The 17,488-nt window shown below is 42.0% G+C and carries 16 protein-coding genes; 9 read left to right on the top strand and 7 right to left on the bottom strand.

The window, feature by feature from the left end; translation table 11 throughout:
- Positions 1–206: 206 nt before the first annotated feature.
- The 6 genes from R2S08_RS13845 to R2S08_RS13820 all read left to right on the top strand — a co-directional run bounded on the left by R2S08_RS13845 (position 207) and on the right by R2S08_RS13820 (position 7,064).
- Entirely contained in the window at positions 207–1,088 is an 882-nt protein-coding gene (locus R2S08_RS13845; RefSeq protein ID WP_316835743.1) for a cupin-like domain-containing protein, read from the top strand.
- A 282-nt stretch (positions 1,089–1,370) separates the two neighbouring features.
- On the top strand, positions 1,371–2,252 hold the full coding sequence (locus R2S08_RS13840) for a cupin-like domain-containing protein (protein WP_199079691.1): 882 nt from the start codon (positions 1,371–1,373) through the stop codon (positions 2,250–2,252).
- Positions 2,253–2,258: 6 nt separating this feature from the next.
- Positions 2,259–3,140 (top strand): carbohydrate kinase, encoded by an 882-nt coding sequence (locus tag R2S08_RS13835; RefSeq protein ID WP_316835742.1) that lies wholly within the window; start codon positions 2,259–2,261, stop codon positions 3,138–3,140.
- A gap of 68 nt (positions 3,141–3,208) precedes the next feature.
- Positions 3,209–4,300: a vWA domain-containing protein gene (locus tag R2S08_RS13830; RefSeq protein ID WP_316835741.1), complete on the top strand. Its 1,092-nt coding sequence runs from the start codon at positions 3,209–3,211 to the stop codon at positions 4,298–4,300.
- A gap of 14 nt (positions 4,301–4,314) precedes the next feature.
- Positions 4,315–5,805: a sigma 54-interacting transcriptional regulator gene (locus tag R2S08_RS13825; protein WP_316835740.1), complete on the top strand. Its 1,491-nt coding sequence runs from the start codon at positions 4,315–4,317 to the stop codon at positions 5,803–5,805.
- A gap of 2 nt (positions 5,806–5,807) precedes the next feature.
- A complete protein-coding gene (locus R2S08_RS13820; protein WP_316835739.1) occupies positions 5,808–7,064 on the top strand; it encodes a metallophosphoesterase in 1,257 nt (418 codons plus the stop codon).
- Here the strand turns inward: R2S08_RS13820 and R2S08_RS13815 are convergent, their stop codons facing one another.
- Genes R2S08_RS13815 through R2S08_RS13805 form a run of 3 tightly spaced genes read right to left on the bottom strand, consistent with a single transcriptional unit; the run spans position 7,065 to position 11,327 of the window.
- The gene (locus R2S08_RS13815; protein ID WP_133783452.1) at positions 7,065–7,754 is read right to left on the bottom strand and encodes a response regulator transcription factor; all 690 of its coding nucleotides are present in this window, start codon (positions 7,752–7,754) and stop codon (positions 7,065–7,067) included.
- A 5-nt stretch (positions 7,755–7,759) separates the two neighbouring features.
- A complete protein-coding gene (locus R2S08_RS13810) occupies positions 7,760–9,427 on the bottom strand; it encodes a sensor histidine kinase (protein ID WP_133783453.1) in 1,668 nt (555 codons plus the stop codon).
- A 10-nt stretch (positions 9,428–9,437) separates the two neighbouring features.
- The gene (locus tag R2S08_RS13805; RefSeq protein ID WP_316835738.1) at positions 9,438–11,327 is read right to left on the bottom strand and encodes a S9 family peptidase; all 1,890 of its coding nucleotides are present in this window, start codon (positions 11,325–11,327) and stop codon (positions 9,438–9,440) included.
- A gap of 190 nt (positions 11,328–11,517) precedes the next feature.
- On the opposite strand from R2S08_RS13805, the gene R2S08_RS13800 reads away from it, so the two are divergent.
- From R2S08_RS13800 to rfbC, 3 genes are read left to right on the top strand one after another with little or no spacing between them, the layout of a single operon-like run.
- Positions 11,518–13,326: a tetratricopeptide repeat protein gene (locus R2S08_RS13800; RefSeq protein ID WP_316835737.1), complete on the top strand. Its 1,809-nt coding sequence runs from the start codon at positions 11,518–11,520 to the stop codon at positions 13,324–13,326.
- 15 nt (positions 13,327–13,341) lie between these two features.
- Positions 13,342–13,644: a DUF4286 family protein gene (locus R2S08_RS13795; RefSeq protein ID WP_316835736.1), complete on the top strand. Its 303-nt coding sequence runs from the start codon at positions 13,342–13,344 to the stop codon at positions 13,642–13,644.
- A 2-nt stretch (positions 13,645–13,646) separates the two neighbouring features.
- Positions 13,647–14,201 carry a dTDP-4-dehydrorhamnose 3,5-epimerase gene (rfbC, locus tag R2S08_RS13790; protein WP_316835735.1) on the top strand — a complete coding sequence of 185 codons (555 nt, stop codon included), beginning with the start codon at positions 13,647–13,649 and terminating at the stop codon, positions 14,199–14,201.
- A 56-nt stretch (positions 14,202–14,257) separates the two neighbouring features.
- Here the strand turns inward: rfbC and R2S08_RS13785 are convergent, their stop codons facing one another.
- The 4 genes from R2S08_RS13785 to R2S08_RS13770 form a co-directional block, all read right to left on the bottom strand.
- Positions 14,258–15,100 (bottom strand): flagellar motor protein MotB, encoded by an 843-nt coding sequence (locus R2S08_RS13785; RefSeq protein WP_316835734.1) that lies wholly within the window; start codon positions 15,098–15,100, stop codon positions 14,258–14,260.
- Between the two features lie 44 nt (positions 15,101–15,144).
- On the bottom strand, positions 15,145–15,807 hold the full coding sequence (locus R2S08_RS13780) for a DUF2461 domain-containing protein (protein ID WP_316835733.1): 663 nt from the start codon (positions 15,805–15,807) through the stop codon (positions 15,145–15,147).
- Entirely contained in the window at positions 15,800–16,051 is a 252-nt protein-coding gene (locus R2S08_RS13775) for a hypothetical protein (protein ID WP_316835732.1), read from the bottom strand. The genes R2S08_RS13780 and R2S08_RS13775 overlap by 8 nt, the downstream gene beginning before the upstream one ends.
- Positions 16,052–16,166: 115 nt before the next feature.
- Positions 16,167–17,486 (bottom strand): DUF4302 domain-containing protein, encoded by a 1,320-nt coding sequence (locus R2S08_RS13770; protein ID WP_316835731.1) that lies wholly within the window; start codon positions 17,484–17,486, stop codon positions 16,167–16,169.
- Between the last annotated feature and the right edge of the window lie 2 nt (positions 17,487–17,488).

Below are 17,488 nucleotides of genomic sequence, written 5' to 3'. Positions count from 1 at the left end.
AGTCATACCTCGTTCGCAAAACATACCCCATTTTGCGAACGAGGTATGACTTTTGTATGCATTTGACATCCACTTGCCCATAACCTGTATCCAATGAACACCAGCTAAACCGCTTTTTGTTTGTATCAGTATACGATCAGTTTTTCAATCCTGTTCAGGTAAAAAATTGACTTTTCTAATTTTGTGTCTCTTAACATTATATTAACATGCAGTTTGATCTTTCACCAATCGATACAGTAGATCATATTTCTAAAGAAGATTTTGAAAAGAACTACTTAAACACCAGAAAGCCACTGGTGATCAAAAACATGTCTAAAGACTGGCCAGCGCATCAAAAATGGACGCTGGATTACATGAAATCAGTAGTTGGCGACCAGACTGTCCCTCTGTATGACAGCTCCAAAGCCGACCCCTCCAAACCCATCAATGCCTCCGCAGCCGAAATGAAATTTGGCGACTATATAGACCTGATCAAAGAAACTCCAACAGACCTTAGAATTTTTCTTTTTGACCCCATTAAACATGCCCCTAAATTACTGGATGACTATATTGCCCCTAAAAATCTGATGGGTGGTTTCCTGGACAGTTACCCAAATATGTTCTTTGGCGGAAAGGGCTCAGTAACCTTCCTGCACTATGATATAGACCTGGCGCACATCTTCCACACCCATTTTAACGGAAGAAAACACGTTATCCTTTTCGAAAACAAATGGAAAGAACGCCTCTACCAAATCCCCTTCGCTACTTATGCCCTGGAAGATTATGACGTCGAAAAGCCAGACTTCGAGAAATTTCCCGGTCTGAAGGGGGTAAAAGGGATCGAAGCTTTTTTGGAGCACGGAGATACCCTTTTCATGCCAACCGGTTACTGGCACTGGATGAAGTATCTTGACGGATCCTTCGCCATCAGTTTAAGGGCCTGGGATAAATCCTGGGGTGTAAAGGCAAAAAGCTTGTACAACCTTACCCTTCAACGCAAATTTGACAATTTCATGAAAGGCAACTTCAGGGAGAAATACATGACCTGGAAAGAAGAACTGGCCGTAAAAAGAGCCAATAGAGCCCTGGCCAATCACTATCCAGAATAATCCAGCCATAAACCCCTAATCACCCGGCCGGACTCCCCAACCCCTAAGCACCCAGGAAACCGAGCTCGCGAGCTCTTGAGAACAAATAAAAACATAAACACTTCGAAAAATTCAATATTGCTCAGGAGGAGACCTCAGCTTCGGAGCAGGCGCGCAGCGACGCGCAGAAGCGTAAGTCTCCGAAGAGCATATTGAATTTCTAACAAGCTTCCCAAATAAAATTCATTATTATTAAGATTTAATTTAGACATTTGCCCTTGCACAAGTTATTTTCTTAATCATATGAGCTTTATTTTAAAGCCGGTAGATACAGTTGAAAGCATCAGTCCGGAAGATTTTAAAAAGAATTACCTGGATGCCAGGCGTCCACTGATCATTAAAGGTTTAACTAAAAACTGGCCGGCAAGGGAAAAGTGGACTACCGACTACCTAAAGCAAATTGCCGGAGATGTGAACGTAAGCCTCATGGACAATTCCAAAGCAGATCCGTCCAAACCGATCAATGCCTCTGTGGCCAATATGAAGTTTGGAGACTACCTGGACCTCATTAAATCACAACCAACAGAATTACGAATCTTCTTCTTCAATCTGTTTAAACATGTGCCGGGTCTGGTAGACGATATCGTGATCCCCAAAGACCTGATGGGTGGTTTCATAGAAAGTATGCCAGCTATGTTTTTCGGCGGATCCAACTCGGTAACCTTCCTGCATTACGATATTGATTTGCCTCACCTTTTCCATACCCATTTTGGTGGAAGGAAACACATCATTCTTTTCGACAATAAATGGAAAGAAAGACTGTACTGTATTCCAAATGCCACTTATGCACTGGAAGATTATGACGTAGCCAACCCTGATTTTGAAAAATTCCCGGCACTTAAAGGTGTAGAAGGTTACGAAGTATTTCTGGAACACGGTGATACTCTATTTATGCCTACCGGTATGTGGCACTGGATGAAATACCTGGATGGTTCCTTCTCTTTAAGCCTGCGGGCCTGGGATGCATCTCTAAGCCGGAAAGTGCAAAGTGTATTCAACCTGGCCATCAAAGGTGGACTGGACAGCGTATTAAAAATGGCCTTTAAAGCCCCTTACGCACACTATCGCGAAAGACTTGCCGTTAAAAGAGCAGAAAGAGCACTTAAAAACCATCAGCCAAAATAAATTAAATTGAAACACCGGGTTACTTCTATAGGCGAAATTTTATGGGATGTGTTCAAAGAGCAGAAGAAAGCTGGCGGCTCTTCCATGAACGTATCCCTGAACCTTCATAAGCAGGGAATAGATGCGGCATTTATCAGTGCGGTGGGAAATGATGAAAACGGAAAGGAACTGATCCGCTTCCTGGAAGACCACCATCACCCGGTATCGCTTATTCAAACACACCCGGTACTTCCAACAAGTACCGTCCAGGTGAGCCTTGATGCACAGCAACAAGCCACCTATACCATTGTTGAACCTGTTGCCTGGGACGATATTGCTTTATCAGAAGAAAACATAGAAAGCGTTAAGCAAGCCGATGCTTTTGTTTACTGCAGCCTGACCTGCCGCCACGAGAAGAGCCGTTCGGTGATCTATCAGCTGTTGCAACACGGCAAGTTCAATGTGATGGACATTAATCTGCGGCCGCCGCATTTTCAGATAGAAACCTTAAAACATTTACTACAGGCCGCCGATCTTCTCAAAATAAACGAAGATGAACTGGACTATCTGAAAAAGGAACTGCAGTTTCAAAGTACAGACCAGGAACAACTCTGTAAACAACTCTCCCGCATCTTCAATATCAGCACCATCTGTGTAACACTGGGCGATAAAGGAGCTATAGTTTGGCAGGAAGGCAAACTCTACAGACATAAGGGCTACCCGGTACAAGTTGCAGATACGGTTGGCGCAGGCGATGCTTTTCTGGCCACCTATGTAAGTAGTATGCTCCAAGGCTATCCTGTAGAAACCATTCTGGACAGAGCCTGCAGGGTTGGTGCCTATGTAGCTTCACAAACCGGGGCAAATCCAGACTATAACGAAGCCACTTCCGGATTGTTCCGCTCCTAAAAATGACAAATACCTTAAAATAGTTCAGTTTCAAACTTTTATCTTCGGTAATTCGTTAATAAGAAGATATGAGGGGTTACCAATTTTCGAACTTTATACCCGATGACTTACCTAAAGGTGGTTTCGAGGAATTACTGAAACTATTTACTCAATTGCTCAATTATACTGCTGGTGATGCCGGTGAGGCTTTGTCGTGGATGAATGAACTGGATAAGCAGTACAAATTCACTAATAATGACTATGCCATGGGCGACTTCATTGAAGACCTGAAACAAAAAGGATACATCAATGAAGAAAACGGCGAAACCAAGATCACCGCCAAGACGGAACAAACCATTCGTAAATCTGCCTTGGAGGAAATCTTTGGAAAATTAAAAAAAGCAGGAAAGGGAAACCACAACAGCAATATATCAGGTATAGGAGAGGAAAAAAATGCAGACCGCAGGGAATTTGCATTTGGCGATAGCCTGGATCAGATTGACATGACCACTTCCATCCAGAACGCACAGATCAATCATGGCATCAGCAATTTCACCCTTACAGAAAGGGATCTTGAGGTGGAAGAAAAGGACTACAAGACTTTAACTTCTACGGTACTGATGATCGACATCTCCCATTCCATGATCCTATATGGAGAAGACCGCATCACGCCGGCAAAAAAAGTAGCCATGGCACTCGCCGAGCTCATCAAAACCAGGTACCCAAAGGATACTTTAGACATTGTGGTATTTGGCAACGATGCCTGGCCGATCACCGTAAAAGACCTCCCTTATTTACAGGTTGGCCCCTATCACACCAATACATTTGCCGGCCTGGAACTTGCCGCGGATCTTCTTCGAAGAAGAAAAACGCACAACAAACAGATCTTCATGATCACCGATGGCAAGCCCACCTGTTTGAAAGAGAACGGACGTTATTATAAGAACAGTATGGGGCTGGACCGAAAAGTAATTGGAAAAACACTAAATATGGCCGCTCAGTGCAAGAGGTTAAAAATTCCTATTACCACATTTATGATTGCACAAGACCCTTATTTACAACAATTTGTGAGAGAATTTACCCAAATAAATGGAGGAAGAGCTTTTTACAGCTCTCTGAATGGCCTTGGGGAATATATATTTGAAGATTACATTAAAAACAGAAGAAAAACAGTTCGTTAAGAACTTAGACATATATGGACTATAAGCAAATAAAAACACTTGGAGACCTGAAAGCCTCCAAATATATTTCCTTACCTGTTAAGGACGAATTAAGAAAAAACCTGATTGAACAACTGCAGAAAAAAGATGCTGGATTTGAGGGCATACTGGGCTATGATGAAACAGTTATCCCGGAACTTCAAACCGCTATCTTATCCCGTCATAATATTTTATTGCTCGGTCTTCGCGGGCAGGCAAAAACACGGATTGCCCGTTTAATGGTTAACCTGCTGGATGAATACATTCCCTATGTAAGTGGAAGTGAAATTTTTGATGATCCGCTGAACCCGATTTCCTGGTATGCAAAACATGAAATTTCCATTCATGGCGACAATACGCCCATCAGCTGGCAACACCGTTCAGAACGCTATACTGAAAAACTGGCAACCCCTGACGTAACCGTAGCCGATCTGGTTGGGGATGTGGATCCAATTAAAGCTGCTACAATGAAACTGACCTATAATGACGAGCGTGTGATCCATTTTGGACTGATACCAAGGGCGCACCGCAGCATCTTTGTCATCAATGAACTCCCAGACCTACAGGCGAGAATCCAGGTGGCCCTGTTCAATATGCTCCAGGAAAAGGACATCCAGATCCGGGGTTTCAAACTGAGACTACCTCTGGACGTACAATTTGTTTTTACCGCCAATCCTGAAGATTACACCAACAGGGGCTCTATTGTTACACCTTTAAAAGACCGGATAGAAAGTCAGATCCTGACCCATTATCCTAAGAGTATTGGCATCTCCAGGAAGATCACTTTCCAGGAAGCTAAACTCACAGAAGAACAGCGCAAACTGATTGAAGCGGACGGACTGGTAAAAGACCTGGTAGAACAAGTGGCATTTGAGGCACGTAAAAGTGAATTTATTGATCAAAAATCGGGAGTATCTGCCCGTTTGACCATTTCTGCTTATGAAAATCTGATCAGTACAGCGGAGCGGAGAATGCTGATTAACGGAGAAAAAAAGACCTTTGTCAGACTTTCAGACCTTACGGGTATTATCCCGGCGGTAACCGGAAAGATCGAACTGGTCTATGAAGGAGAACTGGAGGGACCAGCTAAGGTGGCCAATATCCTGATCGGTAAATCCATCAAGACTTTATTTTCCCGTTACTTTCCTGATCCCGAAAAAGCCAAAAAGAGTAAAAAAGCAAATGTGTACGAACCCATCACGGAGTGGTTCACTGAGGGCAATACCCTAGACATCTCCGACGCCCTGAGCGATGCACAGTACAAGAAGGAGTTGATGAAAGTAAATGGCCTGAACGACCTGGTGAAGCAGTTTCATCCCAAACTTAGTGCAAACCAAGCCCTCTTGTTAATGGAATTTGTACTTCATGGCCTGGCGGAATATTCTCAACTGAATAAAAATTATCTGGAAGGAGGATTTGGCTTTTCCGATATGTTTGACAGTTTATTCAGCGGAGATCTTGATGATGACGATATAGACTTCAGATAATTATGGGACGTTTACCTTCATTGCTACTGATTACCGTGCTGATGCTGGCACTGGACTATTATTGCTACAAAGCCATCCTTTCTGTATTCAAAAAATGGAAACCGGCAACCCGGACCAGGTTTGCCTTAATCTGGTGGTCGTATACCCTTTTGCTAACCCTCGGGGTTTTCTGCGGTATTTTCATGAATCTGTTCCTTTCCATCCGGGCAATTATCCTGGTGGCTTATTTTCTGACTATTGCCTGCAAAATCGTATTGATCCCTTTTCTGGTGGTTGATGATTTGCGCAGACTGGTCGTCCTGCTGATCCGAAAGTTCAAAAAGCCAAAAGAGCAGATACCTGCAGCTGCTCCCGCGGTGGGTGAACCCATCAGTCGTTCTTCCTTTTTGGTAAAAGCGGGCTTGGTTGTAGCAGCAGTTCCTTTGACCTCTTTAAGCTGGGGCATTGTTTCTGGTGCCTATGACTATAAGGTAAAAAGAGTAAAACTCGTATTGCCCAATTTGCCCAAGGCCTTTGATGGCATTAAAATGGGGCAAATCTCGGATATCCATTCCGGCAGCTTTTACAATCACAAAGCCGTAAAAGGCGGCGTGGAGATGCTGTTGGGCGAAAAGCCTGATTTCATTTTTTTTACCGGCGATCTGGTGAACGACATGGCCACTGAAATGCGCGATTATCAGGATATTTTCAGCAAGGTTCATGCACCATTAGGTGTATATTCTTCCCTGGGAAACCATGATTATGGCGATTATCATTTTGGCCGCGGTCCTTCTGCGGCAAAAGCAAAAAACCTTAAAGATGTAATTGAAACCCATAAAGTGATGGGCTGGGATTTATTGATGAACGAACATAGGAGACTGAAAGTTGACGGAGAAGAAATCGGAATTTTAGGAATTGAAAACTGGGGTATGGGGCGCTTTCCTAAATACGGCCGCATGGATCTGGCCGTTAAAGATACAGATGACCTGCCTGTTAAATTGTTACTTTCCCATGATCCCTCACACTGGCGTGCGGAAGTACTCGAAAAATACCCTCAAATTGACGCGATGTTCAGCGGACATACCCATGGTATGCAATTTGGTGTAAGAACAAAAGAATTTCAATGGAGCCCTATCCAATATATATATAAAGAGTGGGCCGGGCTTTACCAGGAAAAGAACCAGCAATTGTATGTCAATGTAGGCTATGGCTTTCTGGGATACCCCGGCAGGGTTGGCATCTTACCGGAGATCACCATATTTGAATTAAAGCGGGCTTAACTAACCCGCATTAAAACGATATCCTACACCACGGACTGTAATCAACAGTTGCGGGTTATCCGGGTTAATTTCTATTTTCTTACGTAACCTTACAATATGCATGTCCAGGGTACGGGTATTCACGTCAGAGTTATAACCCCACACCACCAGCATCAGCTCATCGCGGTTGATCACCTTATTTGGATTACGCAAGAAATAAAGTAATATCCTGTTCTCCAGAATGGTCAGCTCAATTTTACGTCCCTGACGGTACAAAGTATGGATATTTGGATGATGCTCCATGTCGCCAAAGCGATGAATTTCAGACCGGTCATTATTGAGCAGGAATTTCACTTTACTGTCCAGCATGGCCACCAGTACATCCATATTAAAAGGCTTGGTTACATAATCTGATGCACCAAAATTATAGGCATCTATTTTATCTACATCCTGGGCCTTTGCAGTCATCATGATGATCAGGTTATCAAAGCCCTGTTTTCTCACTTCTTCACAAACCTCTGCGCCTTGTTTACCTGGCAACATCCAGTCCAGCAATACGATATCAGGTTTTTCTGACAGGATCATTTTTTCTGCAGTCTCACCATCGCCAACCTCAAGAACTTCATATCCTTCAGATTTTAAACGGTGTACAACTAAGAACCTTAAATTCTCATCATCCTCTACTATTAGTATTTTAATTCCTTTAGACATGTATTTTAATCATTAAATGGTAATACAATTTTAAACTCTGTTCCTTTGTTGACCTTACTCCTCACACTGATCTCCCCTTTCATAAAGTTAACAAGTTCCTTACAGAAAGCCAAGCCAAGCCCTACGCTTCCATTTTGGTTATACTGGTTCTGTATCCTGTAGAACTTCTTAAAAATATCCCCGATCTGAGCGGCGGGAATACCTATTCCATGGTCTGCAAACCGGAAAACCACCCGGTTCTTGATCAGTCTTGCAGTAATATGCAATTTTTTTCGGTCCGGAGGAGAATATTTATAGGCATTCTCTGCCAGGTTATCAAACAAACTGCCCAGCAAAACCGGATCTGTTGTAAAACTGGTAAAACCAGAAACTTCAAAAGTAAATTCAAAGTCCGGGTGTTTCAACTGATGGGACTCTATGGTACTTTCTATAAAATCCTTCATGTTTACCTTTTCCTGGTTCAGTTGAATGGCCTTATTTTCAATCTGAGTAAAGGCCAGCAGCTTGTTCATCAATCCGTTCAGCTTATCGGCTTCTTCATCCAGGATCCTTCCATACATTTTCAGTTCCCTATCTGTTAACGAAGCAGCACTCTTAATGTTGTTTCCCGCAATCTTTATTACGCTTACAGGTGTTTTGAATTCGTGTGTCAGGTTGTTCACAAAATCATATTGCAGTTTAAACATCCGGTGGTTAACATTCAGGTTCCTGTAGATCAGAAAAGCCACCAGAACCAGAATACCGTAAAAAACCAGGATAATAAAAGCAATAGGCAGGAAATAACTGAGGATCTCCCGGTCTACAAAAGATTTAGCCGAACTGAAATACAATTTGAAATCAGAAAAGGGGCCGGGCAGGGTAATCTCTGTATCCAGAAAGTCAGAAGAGGTTTCCAGCGGATCGTAGGTAAGTGGTTCAATCCGGACATTCTGATAGAGCTTCGGTCTGGAGTTAATAATCCTGATCTTATAAGGATCAAGGTAAAAAGACAGCATGTCCTGCTGGTATACCGGCGCAGGATCCAGTTTCTTCCGGAGCATCTGTTTATAGACTTTCAAATCTTCCGGCCGGGGGAAATTCATATAAGTGATCTTATTGGAGCGTACAATGCTGAAATTGCTAAAGAGTTCATCCTGCGTGGGTACCCTGGCCGTATCTAAATTCTCTATATAGGAGATCACTTTAATCCCAAGTGCATTGAAATCATCTCCTCTTCTAAAAGTATGAGGATGATCTCTTGAGAACAATTTAACAGAATCCTGAGGGATCAGGCTTCCAAATTGGTAAATGTACTTAGGACCAAAAGAAAAATGCCCGGTATTGAGCCCGTCCTTTACCGGATGATTCGCAATTTCCGCATCATAAAAGATCACCTTGGAAACAAAAGGATATTCCAGTAACAAGGTATCCACAAATTTAGAGGTGGTGGCCGAGTCCAGATAACCGTTATAGTAAGAGACTTCCGGAAGTTTGTTCTGGAAGAAATCATTATAAGGTTTAATACTTTCTTCCAGTACCTTTACCTTTTCAGAAACAAATTCATTTTCGATAAACTTTTTACTGAAATTATAGGCCAGAAACAGGGACAGCACGAACAGGACCGAAATCAAAATGATAAAGGTAACGATCAATAAGAAATTTTTACGGTAGCCGCTTTTCTTGTCTGAGGTCATTCCTCTTGTCTTACTTTCTTTTCAAATTTACTTCTAAAAACTTTTCCAGAGCTGTATAATATTTTTGCCGGTCTGCTCCCGTATTTTGCTGAAAATCCCCATTCGGCTTTTCGAAGTACGTTACATTTACATTTCTCTTTTTCAGCTCTTTTGCAAATTGCATCACTTCTCCCGAATTGATCCGTTTGTCTTTAAGGCTTTGCGCAATAAACACAGGCACCTTAATTTTATCTGCATGAAAAACCGGCGAAGCCTGGCGCAGATAGTCTACATCGGTTACCGGATTGCCAATCACATCATAGATCATCTGAAGCCTTGCTTTGTAGAAAGGTGGAATGGATTTCAAATAGCCAAACAAATTAATAATGCCTGAATTGGACGCACCACAGGTATACATATGCGGGCTGGAGTACAGACTGTTCAAAGCAATATATCCGCCAAAACCACTGCCGTAAATGCCTATCTTTTTTGGATTAACGATCTTTTCTTTTACCAGCCATTTTACACCGTCTTCTATATCTTCCTTGATCTTTAAGCCCCACTGCTTAAACCCTGCCGCTCTGAATTCTTTACCATAGCCTGCAGAGCCTCTGTAATTCGACTGAAAAACAGCATATCCTCTGCTGGCTAAAAACTGAACTTCGGCATTATAACCCCAGCTGTCCCGGGTATCCGGTCCAATGCCATTATGCGGCAGTACAATCAAAGGGAGGTCTTTTGCGGCTTTATCTCCGGGCAAGGTCAGATAACCATTGATCATAACCCCGTCTCTCGACCGGTAAGAAATGGGCTTCATCTCGTTCATTTCTTCTATACAGATAGAAGGATTCACATCGCTCAGCTTTCTTAATTTGCCATTATTGGCAAAATATAAATAATAAGAACCTGGATTCCGGTCTGTATAGGTTCGAATCACAAATAGGTCTTCCGGTTTATCCTGACCAACAATATAAGACTCTGTTTTTGGCAACAGCTGATCCAGTTTCTGATAAAACTGTTTTACAGTGTCATCCAGGTAGAACTTTTCTCTCTTCCAGGTTTCGCAAACCACATAGGCCATTCTTTTTTTATTGGCCGAGTACTGGGCTTCTACCACGTTGAGTGTATCATTGCTAAACAGCACTTTATTTTCTTTTCCTGTTTTACAATCCAGTTCTACAAGAGCATTTTTGTCTCTGTTGACATTGGATATGGCGTAAATACTATTGGGTTTGCTTTCCGAAAAAGCAACCGGAATCAACGTTGTTTTAAAGTTATTGGTGATCACCGGCTTAAATTCCTGGCTCTCATTTTCCCGGTACAACAGGGTTTCATTAACACCATCACTGGAAGTCGCCAGTCTCAGTTTGGCTTTTGGATCTGTGTACCAGTTGGTGATGTTTCCGGGATTTTTAACGGCCATTTCCATTTCCCCGTTCCGCACATTTAAACGGTAAACATCGAACACTGTAGAATCTCTTTTGTTGGAAGAAACCAACAAATACTTGTCGTCAATCAACTGATCTTTGAGCACTTTCATTTTACTGCGCTCATTGTCATTCAGCTGACGTTCATTGCGGCCTTCTTTATCAACGATAAATACATCGATCTGCCGCCCTGAATCGTCTTTTTTATAATAAACCAGATCATTGTTACTTACCCAGGTGTAATAATTTACGTTTTTGTCTGTCAGGTTGGTGATCTGCCTGGTTTCCCCGCTGGCTATATCTTCAATAATTATATTTTGCTTGTTGTCTTCCAGCTTAAAATAAGACAGACTTTTACCGTCGGGAGAAAGCCCAAAGCCCGATTTGTCTTGTGATTTAAAGAAATCCGCCACAGGAATTTCTTTTCCCTTCTGTTTACAGGCAAAGAAAAGGGGAATAAGAAATAACCAAAGGTTTCTTTTTATTGCTATCATATCGTTATCAGCCTACAAAGGTACACATCAGCTTATTCCTAAAAAGGCTATACACCAATATTGTTACTTTAGATTGTTCTTGTGTATGTCAAATTAATCATTTTTGAAACACATCAAATTATATTCAAAGTAACATTTAAAGTATATTAGCCTGATTGTTTAATTCCAGCCCAGAAAACAGAACATCCAGATGAAACGTATTGGCCTCCTGATCTTCTTATGTGTGTCGTACAATTGCCTTTTTGCACAAGTCATTAACGACGATGCTGCAGCTTATCAGGCTTATGAACAGGGGGAATATGAAAAGGCGGCTCTATTGCTGGGAAAATTATTTGAAAAGAATTCCTCAGATAATTATTTTGATCTTTACCTCAATACTTTACTAAAAACCAGAAAGTATCCGGAAGCAGAAAAGCTGGTCAGAAGAATGATCAAACAGCAGCCGGACCATTTAGGATACCAGATTTCACTGGGCAAAGTTTACCAGGAAAGCGGACAACAGGACAAAGCATTAAAAACATTTGCTGAAGTGATTTCCCTCCTTCCCAAAGAAGAAAACAAGATCCGCTTCTATGTCAGTTATTTTTATCGCTTTCAAGCTTACGACCTCGCAATTTCTGCCTTCTTGCAGGGCAGGAAGATTCTTGGTAACGAACAATTATTTGCTCCCGAACTATTGAACCTATACCGTTTCAAAAAAGACAAAGATGGTCTGGTTAATGAATATATTAATGCGCTGTCTGTTTCTCCGGCCATGTTACCGCAGGCCGAAGCGGACCTGGCCGGTGTATTTGACGGCAACGGCGATTATCTGATCCTTCAGACCATCCTGCTCAAAAAGCTTCAGAAAGAACCGGACAACGATACTTTTACCCAATTGCTCACCTGGCAATACATCCAGCGGAGGGAATTTGACATGGCTTTGAGGCAATTAGTTGCCCAAAATAAGCGTTTAAAACAAAATGATGCGGCTATTTTTAATCTGGCCAATACTTTTCTTCCTAACGATGCCTACCCCTCAGCAATAAAGGCCTATGAATATCTTTTGGCCAAGGGGCCGCAGAATGAATATTATCTCCCGTCAAGGATCCAGCTGATAGACACAAAATACCAGTTGCTGCTTCAGGGAGCTTACGAAAAAGCAGCGATTGCAGAACTTGCAGATCAGTATCAGGCACTGATCAAAGAATTTGGTTCTTCTACACAAACACTTTTTGCCATGACAAGATGGGCCAATTTGCAGGCCTATTATTTAAATGCACCATCAAAAGCGGAGGAAGCCCTAGAGAATGCCCTAAAAGTTCCGAATTTAAATGCAATGGAGGCCGGACGGATCAAGCTGAGCCTGGGTGATATTTATATCCTGAACAACGAACCCTGGGAGGCTTTTCTGATCTATGAACAAGTGGCTAAGAAATTCGAGAACCAGGACATCGGAAATGAAGCCCGGTTCCGTTCTGCAAAACTCTCCTTTTATCAGGGTAATTTTGCCTATGCAAAAGCTCAGGCTGATGTGCTTAAAGCCTCTACTTCACAGCTGATTGCCAATGATGCCCTAAACTTAAGTTTACTCCTCTCCGATAACCTGCAATCTCCAGCCGACAGCAGCGCACTGAAGATGTATGCAGATGCAGAAATGCTTCAGTTCAGAAATTTACCAGAAAAGGCCCTCGCTAAGCTGGACAGCATTAATATTGCATTCCCTGGAAACAGCCTTTCGGATGACGTGCAGATGTCCAAAGCCAATATTTATATTAAAAAACACAATTACGCCCTGGCTGCGCCTGTTCTGCAAAACCTGATCTCCCAACATCCCGAAAGCTTGTGGGCTGATGATGCTATTTTTATCCTTGCGAGCCTGTATCAGGACCAGCTGGCAAAACCTGAGGAGGCCAAGAAATTGTATCAGAAACTGATCTCTGATTTTCCGGGAAGTATGTATACCATTGAGGCCAGGAAATTTTACAGAAAACTTAGAGGAGACAATATGCCCTTATAGTCTTATCTTTGCAATATGTTATTATACAACGTTACTTTTATTGTAGAAGAGGCATCTGCGTCCGAATGGCTGGACTGGATGCAGCAAGTGCACATTCCAAAAGCTCTGGCTACAGGCGCTTTTATCTCCAATAAGCTACTCCGCGTAGTGGATTCACCAAATGAGGGTATTACTTTTTGCAGTCAGTATACAGCCGAACATATGGCCGATTATCTGACCTTTAAAGAGCTTCAGGAGCCCGCTTTGGATGAAGAATTGAACATCAGATTTAAAGATAGATTTGTATCTTTCCGTACTTTAATGGAATACATCGCATAACTATGAATATTTTACAGACACCTATTGCTGATCTTTTGGTGATTGAACCAAAAGTATGGAAAGACAACCGCGGCTACTTTTATGAGAGTTACAATGCCAGAATTTTAGCAGAAGCAGGCGTTGATGTCAGTTTCGTTCAGGACAACCAATCCTTCTCGCAAAAAGGAACGTTGAGAGGGCTTCATGCACAGAAAGCACCCTTTGCACAGGGCAAGCTGGTGCGTGTGCTGCAAGGAAAAGTGCTGGATGTAGCCGTTGATATCCGCAAAAACTCCCCTACCTACGGTCAGCATTACAGCATAGAACTGAGTGGCGATAACCATAAACAACTCTGGGTACCGCCTGGCTTTTTACATGGTTTTCTGACCCTGGAAGACAACACGATCTTTACTTATAAAGTCAGCAATTATTACGACAAAGAATCGGAAATAGGTGTCATCTGGAATGATCCGGATCTGGATATTGAATGGAGCCGGGAAATACCGGAAGCAGAGCTTTTATTATCTGATAAGGATTTAGTGCTCTCTGCTTTTAAAGACCTAAAGAGCCCTTTTTGATTTGAGGCCAAAACAAAAAACCCGGATGTTATCGCATCCGGGTTTTTTGTTTGTATCTATTGTTTGATCAGATCATACAATTCATCCAGTTTAGGAGAAAGCACGATTTCAATTCTTCTGTTCTTGCTCCTGCTCTCTGCAGAAGTATTTGGAGCCAGCGGCTGATATTCCCCTTTACCTGTAGCCGTCATTCTTACCGGCTCTACTTTTTCTACTTCCGTCAGGAAGCGCACCACAGAAGTTGACCTCAGTACACTTAAATCCCAGTTGTCTTTGATCTGCCCCAGGTTATTAATTTTCTGTGAATCGGTATGTCCTTCTACCGCAATATTAATTTCCGGTTGTTGTTTAAGTACTCCGGCCAATTGAGCCAGTGCCTGTTTACCTTTCTCATCTATAATGATACTGCCCGAAGGGAACAGGAGCTTATCGGTTAAAGAAACATACACTTTACCGTTTTTGATGTCTACACTTAAGCCACTTTTTGTAAAGCCAAGCAGGGCGCCCTGCAGCTTTTCTTTCAACTGGTTGGTTGCTTCATCACGTTTACGCAAAATCTCTTCCACCTCTTTTAAGCGTTTTTCCCGGGCTTTCAGATCTCCGGAAAGCTTCGTGATCTCATTGGTACTGTTGCTGCGTAATTTCGCGTATTTACCGTCTACATCATCATATTTCCCCTGCAGATCAGCAATCTGTCCATGGAGTGATGCCGTGTCTTTTCTTAACTTGGCCAGTGTTGCTTCCAGTGTCTGACCGTTGTACTGCGATTCCAGCCATCCTTTATCTAAAGAGTCGGCCCTGGCCAGAAGGGCTTTATATTTTTTTGGTGATAAAACGACACAGGAGGTCACAGAAGAGAGTAGCAGGATCAGGGCAAAGCCTAAGAAAGTGTGTTTCATTAATGGTTTATCAATTAAAAGGTTATTGTTTTAAAGACTGGTCTTTATTGTTCCAGTGCATTGCGTAAAAATGCAACTAATGGATAAATGGTTTCGAAATAATTTTTCAACTTATCAACGATATTGGATTTAAAAAATTCCTCCTCTTTAAGTTCTTTGATCACTTCAAAACTCTTTAACTTCAGGTAAGCGATATTAGGATCTGCCGGATCATATCCCTTTGGTGCATTTTTCAGGGCATTTTCCATACTGAATCTGAAGTTTTTTGCAAAGTTCTTTTCCTGTATAATATCCAGAAAGTCGGAAATATTATAATCTATTTCCTGGCGGATCAGCTTCAGGTGCGGAGCTTCCGGCATCCAGTAACCTCCTGCGATGAAACAGTTTCCGGGTTGCAGATGAAGATAATATCCGGGTTCATTCCCTCCTTTGGTGCGGGCAGAGAACCAGATCCCGAAATTGGTTTTGTAAGGGTCCTTATTTTTACTGAACCTGACATCACGATAAATCCGGAGCACACATTTTTTTGGGTCTGTCTCCGCAGAAAAAAGCGGATCTGCTTTAGCAATTTCAGGAATCAGCAGTTGTACAAATTGTAATACATCTTCCCGGGCTTCCTCATATTCTGCTTTATGTTCGGCAAACCACTCCCTGTTGTTGTTCAGGGATACGTCTTTTAAAAACTGGAAGGTGGAAGGCTTAATCATGTTTCAGTGTCATCGCTTTTTTACGGTATTTCACGTACCACAACACACCTAACCCACCAATTAACAAATAAGGAATAGCCATCAGATAAAGTACACCTGTGTTCAGGCCCTTACTTTGGGTATTGCCATTTTTAACGCCCTGTTCTGCGCTGATGGTACACATGGCACATTGCGCGCTGGCTGTATGTTGCACTGCAATAGTGGATAGCAGTATAAAAACGAAGACAAATGCGATCCTTTTCATAATGGCAAATATAAGTAAAGAACGTTAATGAAGAAGGAATAATTGTGGATAACAGGTCATTAAATAAAAAAGCCGGACGAAAACGTCCGGCTTAAAGAGAGAGCGGTTTTGTTTTTTACTGAATGAGTCCGGTCATATTAAAGGACGGTTGATCTTTACTGATCATGTTACCCAAGGTTCTACTATTAGCAGCATCCACATAATATTCCAATGTGAAAGTCTGCGCTGTTAAACGGGTTAAAATAAAGGCATTCATGATACTTTGTATGGCCGCACCTGCGCCACCTCCTACTATCGGAGGTCCGGTAAATTTATACTCGCCGGAAGCAGATTTGGTATAGCTATACGTATAATTTGCAGCAAAGGCATTTGTTCCATTTTGCACAACAATTAATGACACCGTAAACGTTTTGTTCGCATCATTAAAAGAGAAACTTAGGTCTCTTCCTATTGTCGGCACAGTAAAGCCGGCAGTTATTCTAGACCTCATCAGGTTATAGGCTGTAACAAATGTTTGTCCGGAGCCCGGAAGGGTCGTTGTTCCAGGTATACTAATCGATGAGGAGACTGTACCCATCAAATAGTGCAGCGGAATAATTGGTTTATCGGATACAAATACTTCAAATTTTTTCCCGGTAGAAGTTAGCCAAAATAACTTCTTGTTTGCTTTATCCCAGGTAAAATGGGTAAATACATTTCCTCCAAAAGTTAAAGTTTTGTTTAAGAGTCCCGAGGGTGAAAAAGAGAAGGATGCATTCGCGGAGCTAATCGCGCCATTATTTTCAACAGCTAAACTAACCTGCCTACTGGAAACATCTGTATTTACAGTTACCTGCATCTTTTTGGTATTATCCTTTTCATCAAGAATGTATAAGTTTGGATTCGCTTTTAAATAAGTTTGTAACTCTTCGAGATCCCCATCTGTATAAAAGGCTTTATCTGCAGCGGTAGCTTTCACCAAGATAAATTCCGTTTGACGCTTCTTACCGACCAGCTTAATTGTATCTCCTACCTGCGATCTGATCTCAAATTCAAAATCAGATCCATAACCTACACCCGTTTCACCTCCAAATTTAGAGGGGTCCGGATCTGCTAATAAGTGCAGAGAATTATAGGTGTCAAAAATAATAGAGGGTGCCATCACCTGTTTTACCCTATAGGTACTTTGGCTCGACCCTGAGATATAATCCGCCTTCATACTAAGAACGTTATCCTTCTTAAAATCCAGGTAAAAACTATAACCACCGCCTATTTCGTTGGTATACAGATAAGCGATCCATCCGTTTGGCGTATTGATCAGTTCATTCCTATATTTTTCAAGTGCCTCAGAAACATTTTCTTCGGGCTTTTTTCCATCAACAAGTTGTTGATCCTTTTTACAGGCCTGCATGAACAGTATTGCAAAAAGACTGATTACAAATATCTTTTTCATCATTT

Origin of the sequence: Pedobacter nutrimenti (genome assembly GCF_032678445.1) — a bacterium.
Taxonomy (GTDB): domain Bacteria; phylum Bacteroidota; class Bacteroidia; order Sphingobacteriales; family Sphingobacteriaceae; genus Pedobacter; species Pedobacter nutrimenti_A.
This window is presented reverse-complemented; position numbering and strand designations above follow the sequence as displayed.

What these genes read in the sequence shown, in the direction of transcription:
- R2S08_RS13825 (WP_316835740.1), top strand. Translation starts at nt 4,315, where the DNA reads ATGGACTATAAGCAAATAAAAACACTTGGAGACCTGAAAGCCTCCAAA.
- R2S08_RS13785 (WP_316835734.1), bottom strand. Translation starts at nt 15,100, where the DNA reads ATGAAACACACTTTCTTAGGCTTTGCCCTGATCCTGCTACTCTCTTCT.
- R2S08_RS13815 (WP_133783452.1), bottom strand. Translation starts at nt 7,754, where the DNA reads ATGTCTAAAGGAATTAAAATACTAATAGTAGAGGATGATGAGAATTTA.
- R2S08_RS13845 (WP_316835743.1), top strand. Translation starts at nt 207, where the DNA reads ATGCAGTTTGATCTTTCACCAATCGATACAGTAGATCATATTTCTAAA.
- R2S08_RS13810 (WP_133783453.1), bottom strand. Translation starts at nt 9,427, where the DNA reads ATGACCTCAGACAAGAAAAGCGGCTACCGTAAAAATTTCTTATTGATC.
- R2S08_RS13775 (WP_316835732.1), bottom strand. Translation starts at nt 16,051, where the DNA reads ATGAAAAGGATCGCATTTGTCTTCGTTTTTATACTGCTATCCACTATT.
- R2S08_RS13770 (WP_316835731.1), bottom strand. Translation starts at nt 17,486, where the DNA reads ATGATGAAAAAGATATTTGTAATCAGTCTTTTTGCAATACTGTTCATG.
- R2S08_RS13820 (WP_316835739.1), top strand. Translation starts at nt 5,808, where the DNA reads ATGGGACGTTTACCTTCATTGCTACTGATTACCGTGCTGATGCTGGCA.
- R2S08_RS13780 (WP_316835733.1), bottom strand. Translation starts at nt 15,807, where the DNA reads ATGATTAAGCCTTCCACCTTCCAGTTTTTAAAAGACGTATCCCTGAAC.
- R2S08_RS13805 (WP_316835738.1), bottom strand. Translation starts at nt 11,327, where the DNA reads ATGATAGCAATAAAAAGAAACCTTTGGTTATTTCTTATTCCCCTTTTC.
- R2S08_RS13830 (WP_316835741.1), top strand. Translation starts at nt 3,209, where the DNA reads ATGAGGGGTTACCAATTTTCGAACTTTATACCCGATGACTTACCTAAA.
- R2S08_RS13800 (WP_316835737.1), top strand. Translation starts at nt 11,518, where the DNA reads ATGAAACGTATTGGCCTCCTGATCTTCTTATGTGTGTCGTACAATTGC.
- rfbC (WP_316835735.1), top strand. Translation starts at nt 13,647, where the DNA reads ATGAATATTTTACAGACACCTATTGCTGATCTTTTGGTGATTGAACCA.
- R2S08_RS13840 (WP_199079691.1), top strand. Translation starts at nt 1,371, where the DNA reads ATGAGCTTTATTTTAAAGCCGGTAGATACAGTTGAAAGCATCAGTCCG.
- R2S08_RS13795 (WP_316835736.1), top strand. Translation starts at nt 13,342, where the DNA reads ATGTTATTATACAACGTTACTTTTATTGTAGAAGAGGCATCTGCGTCC.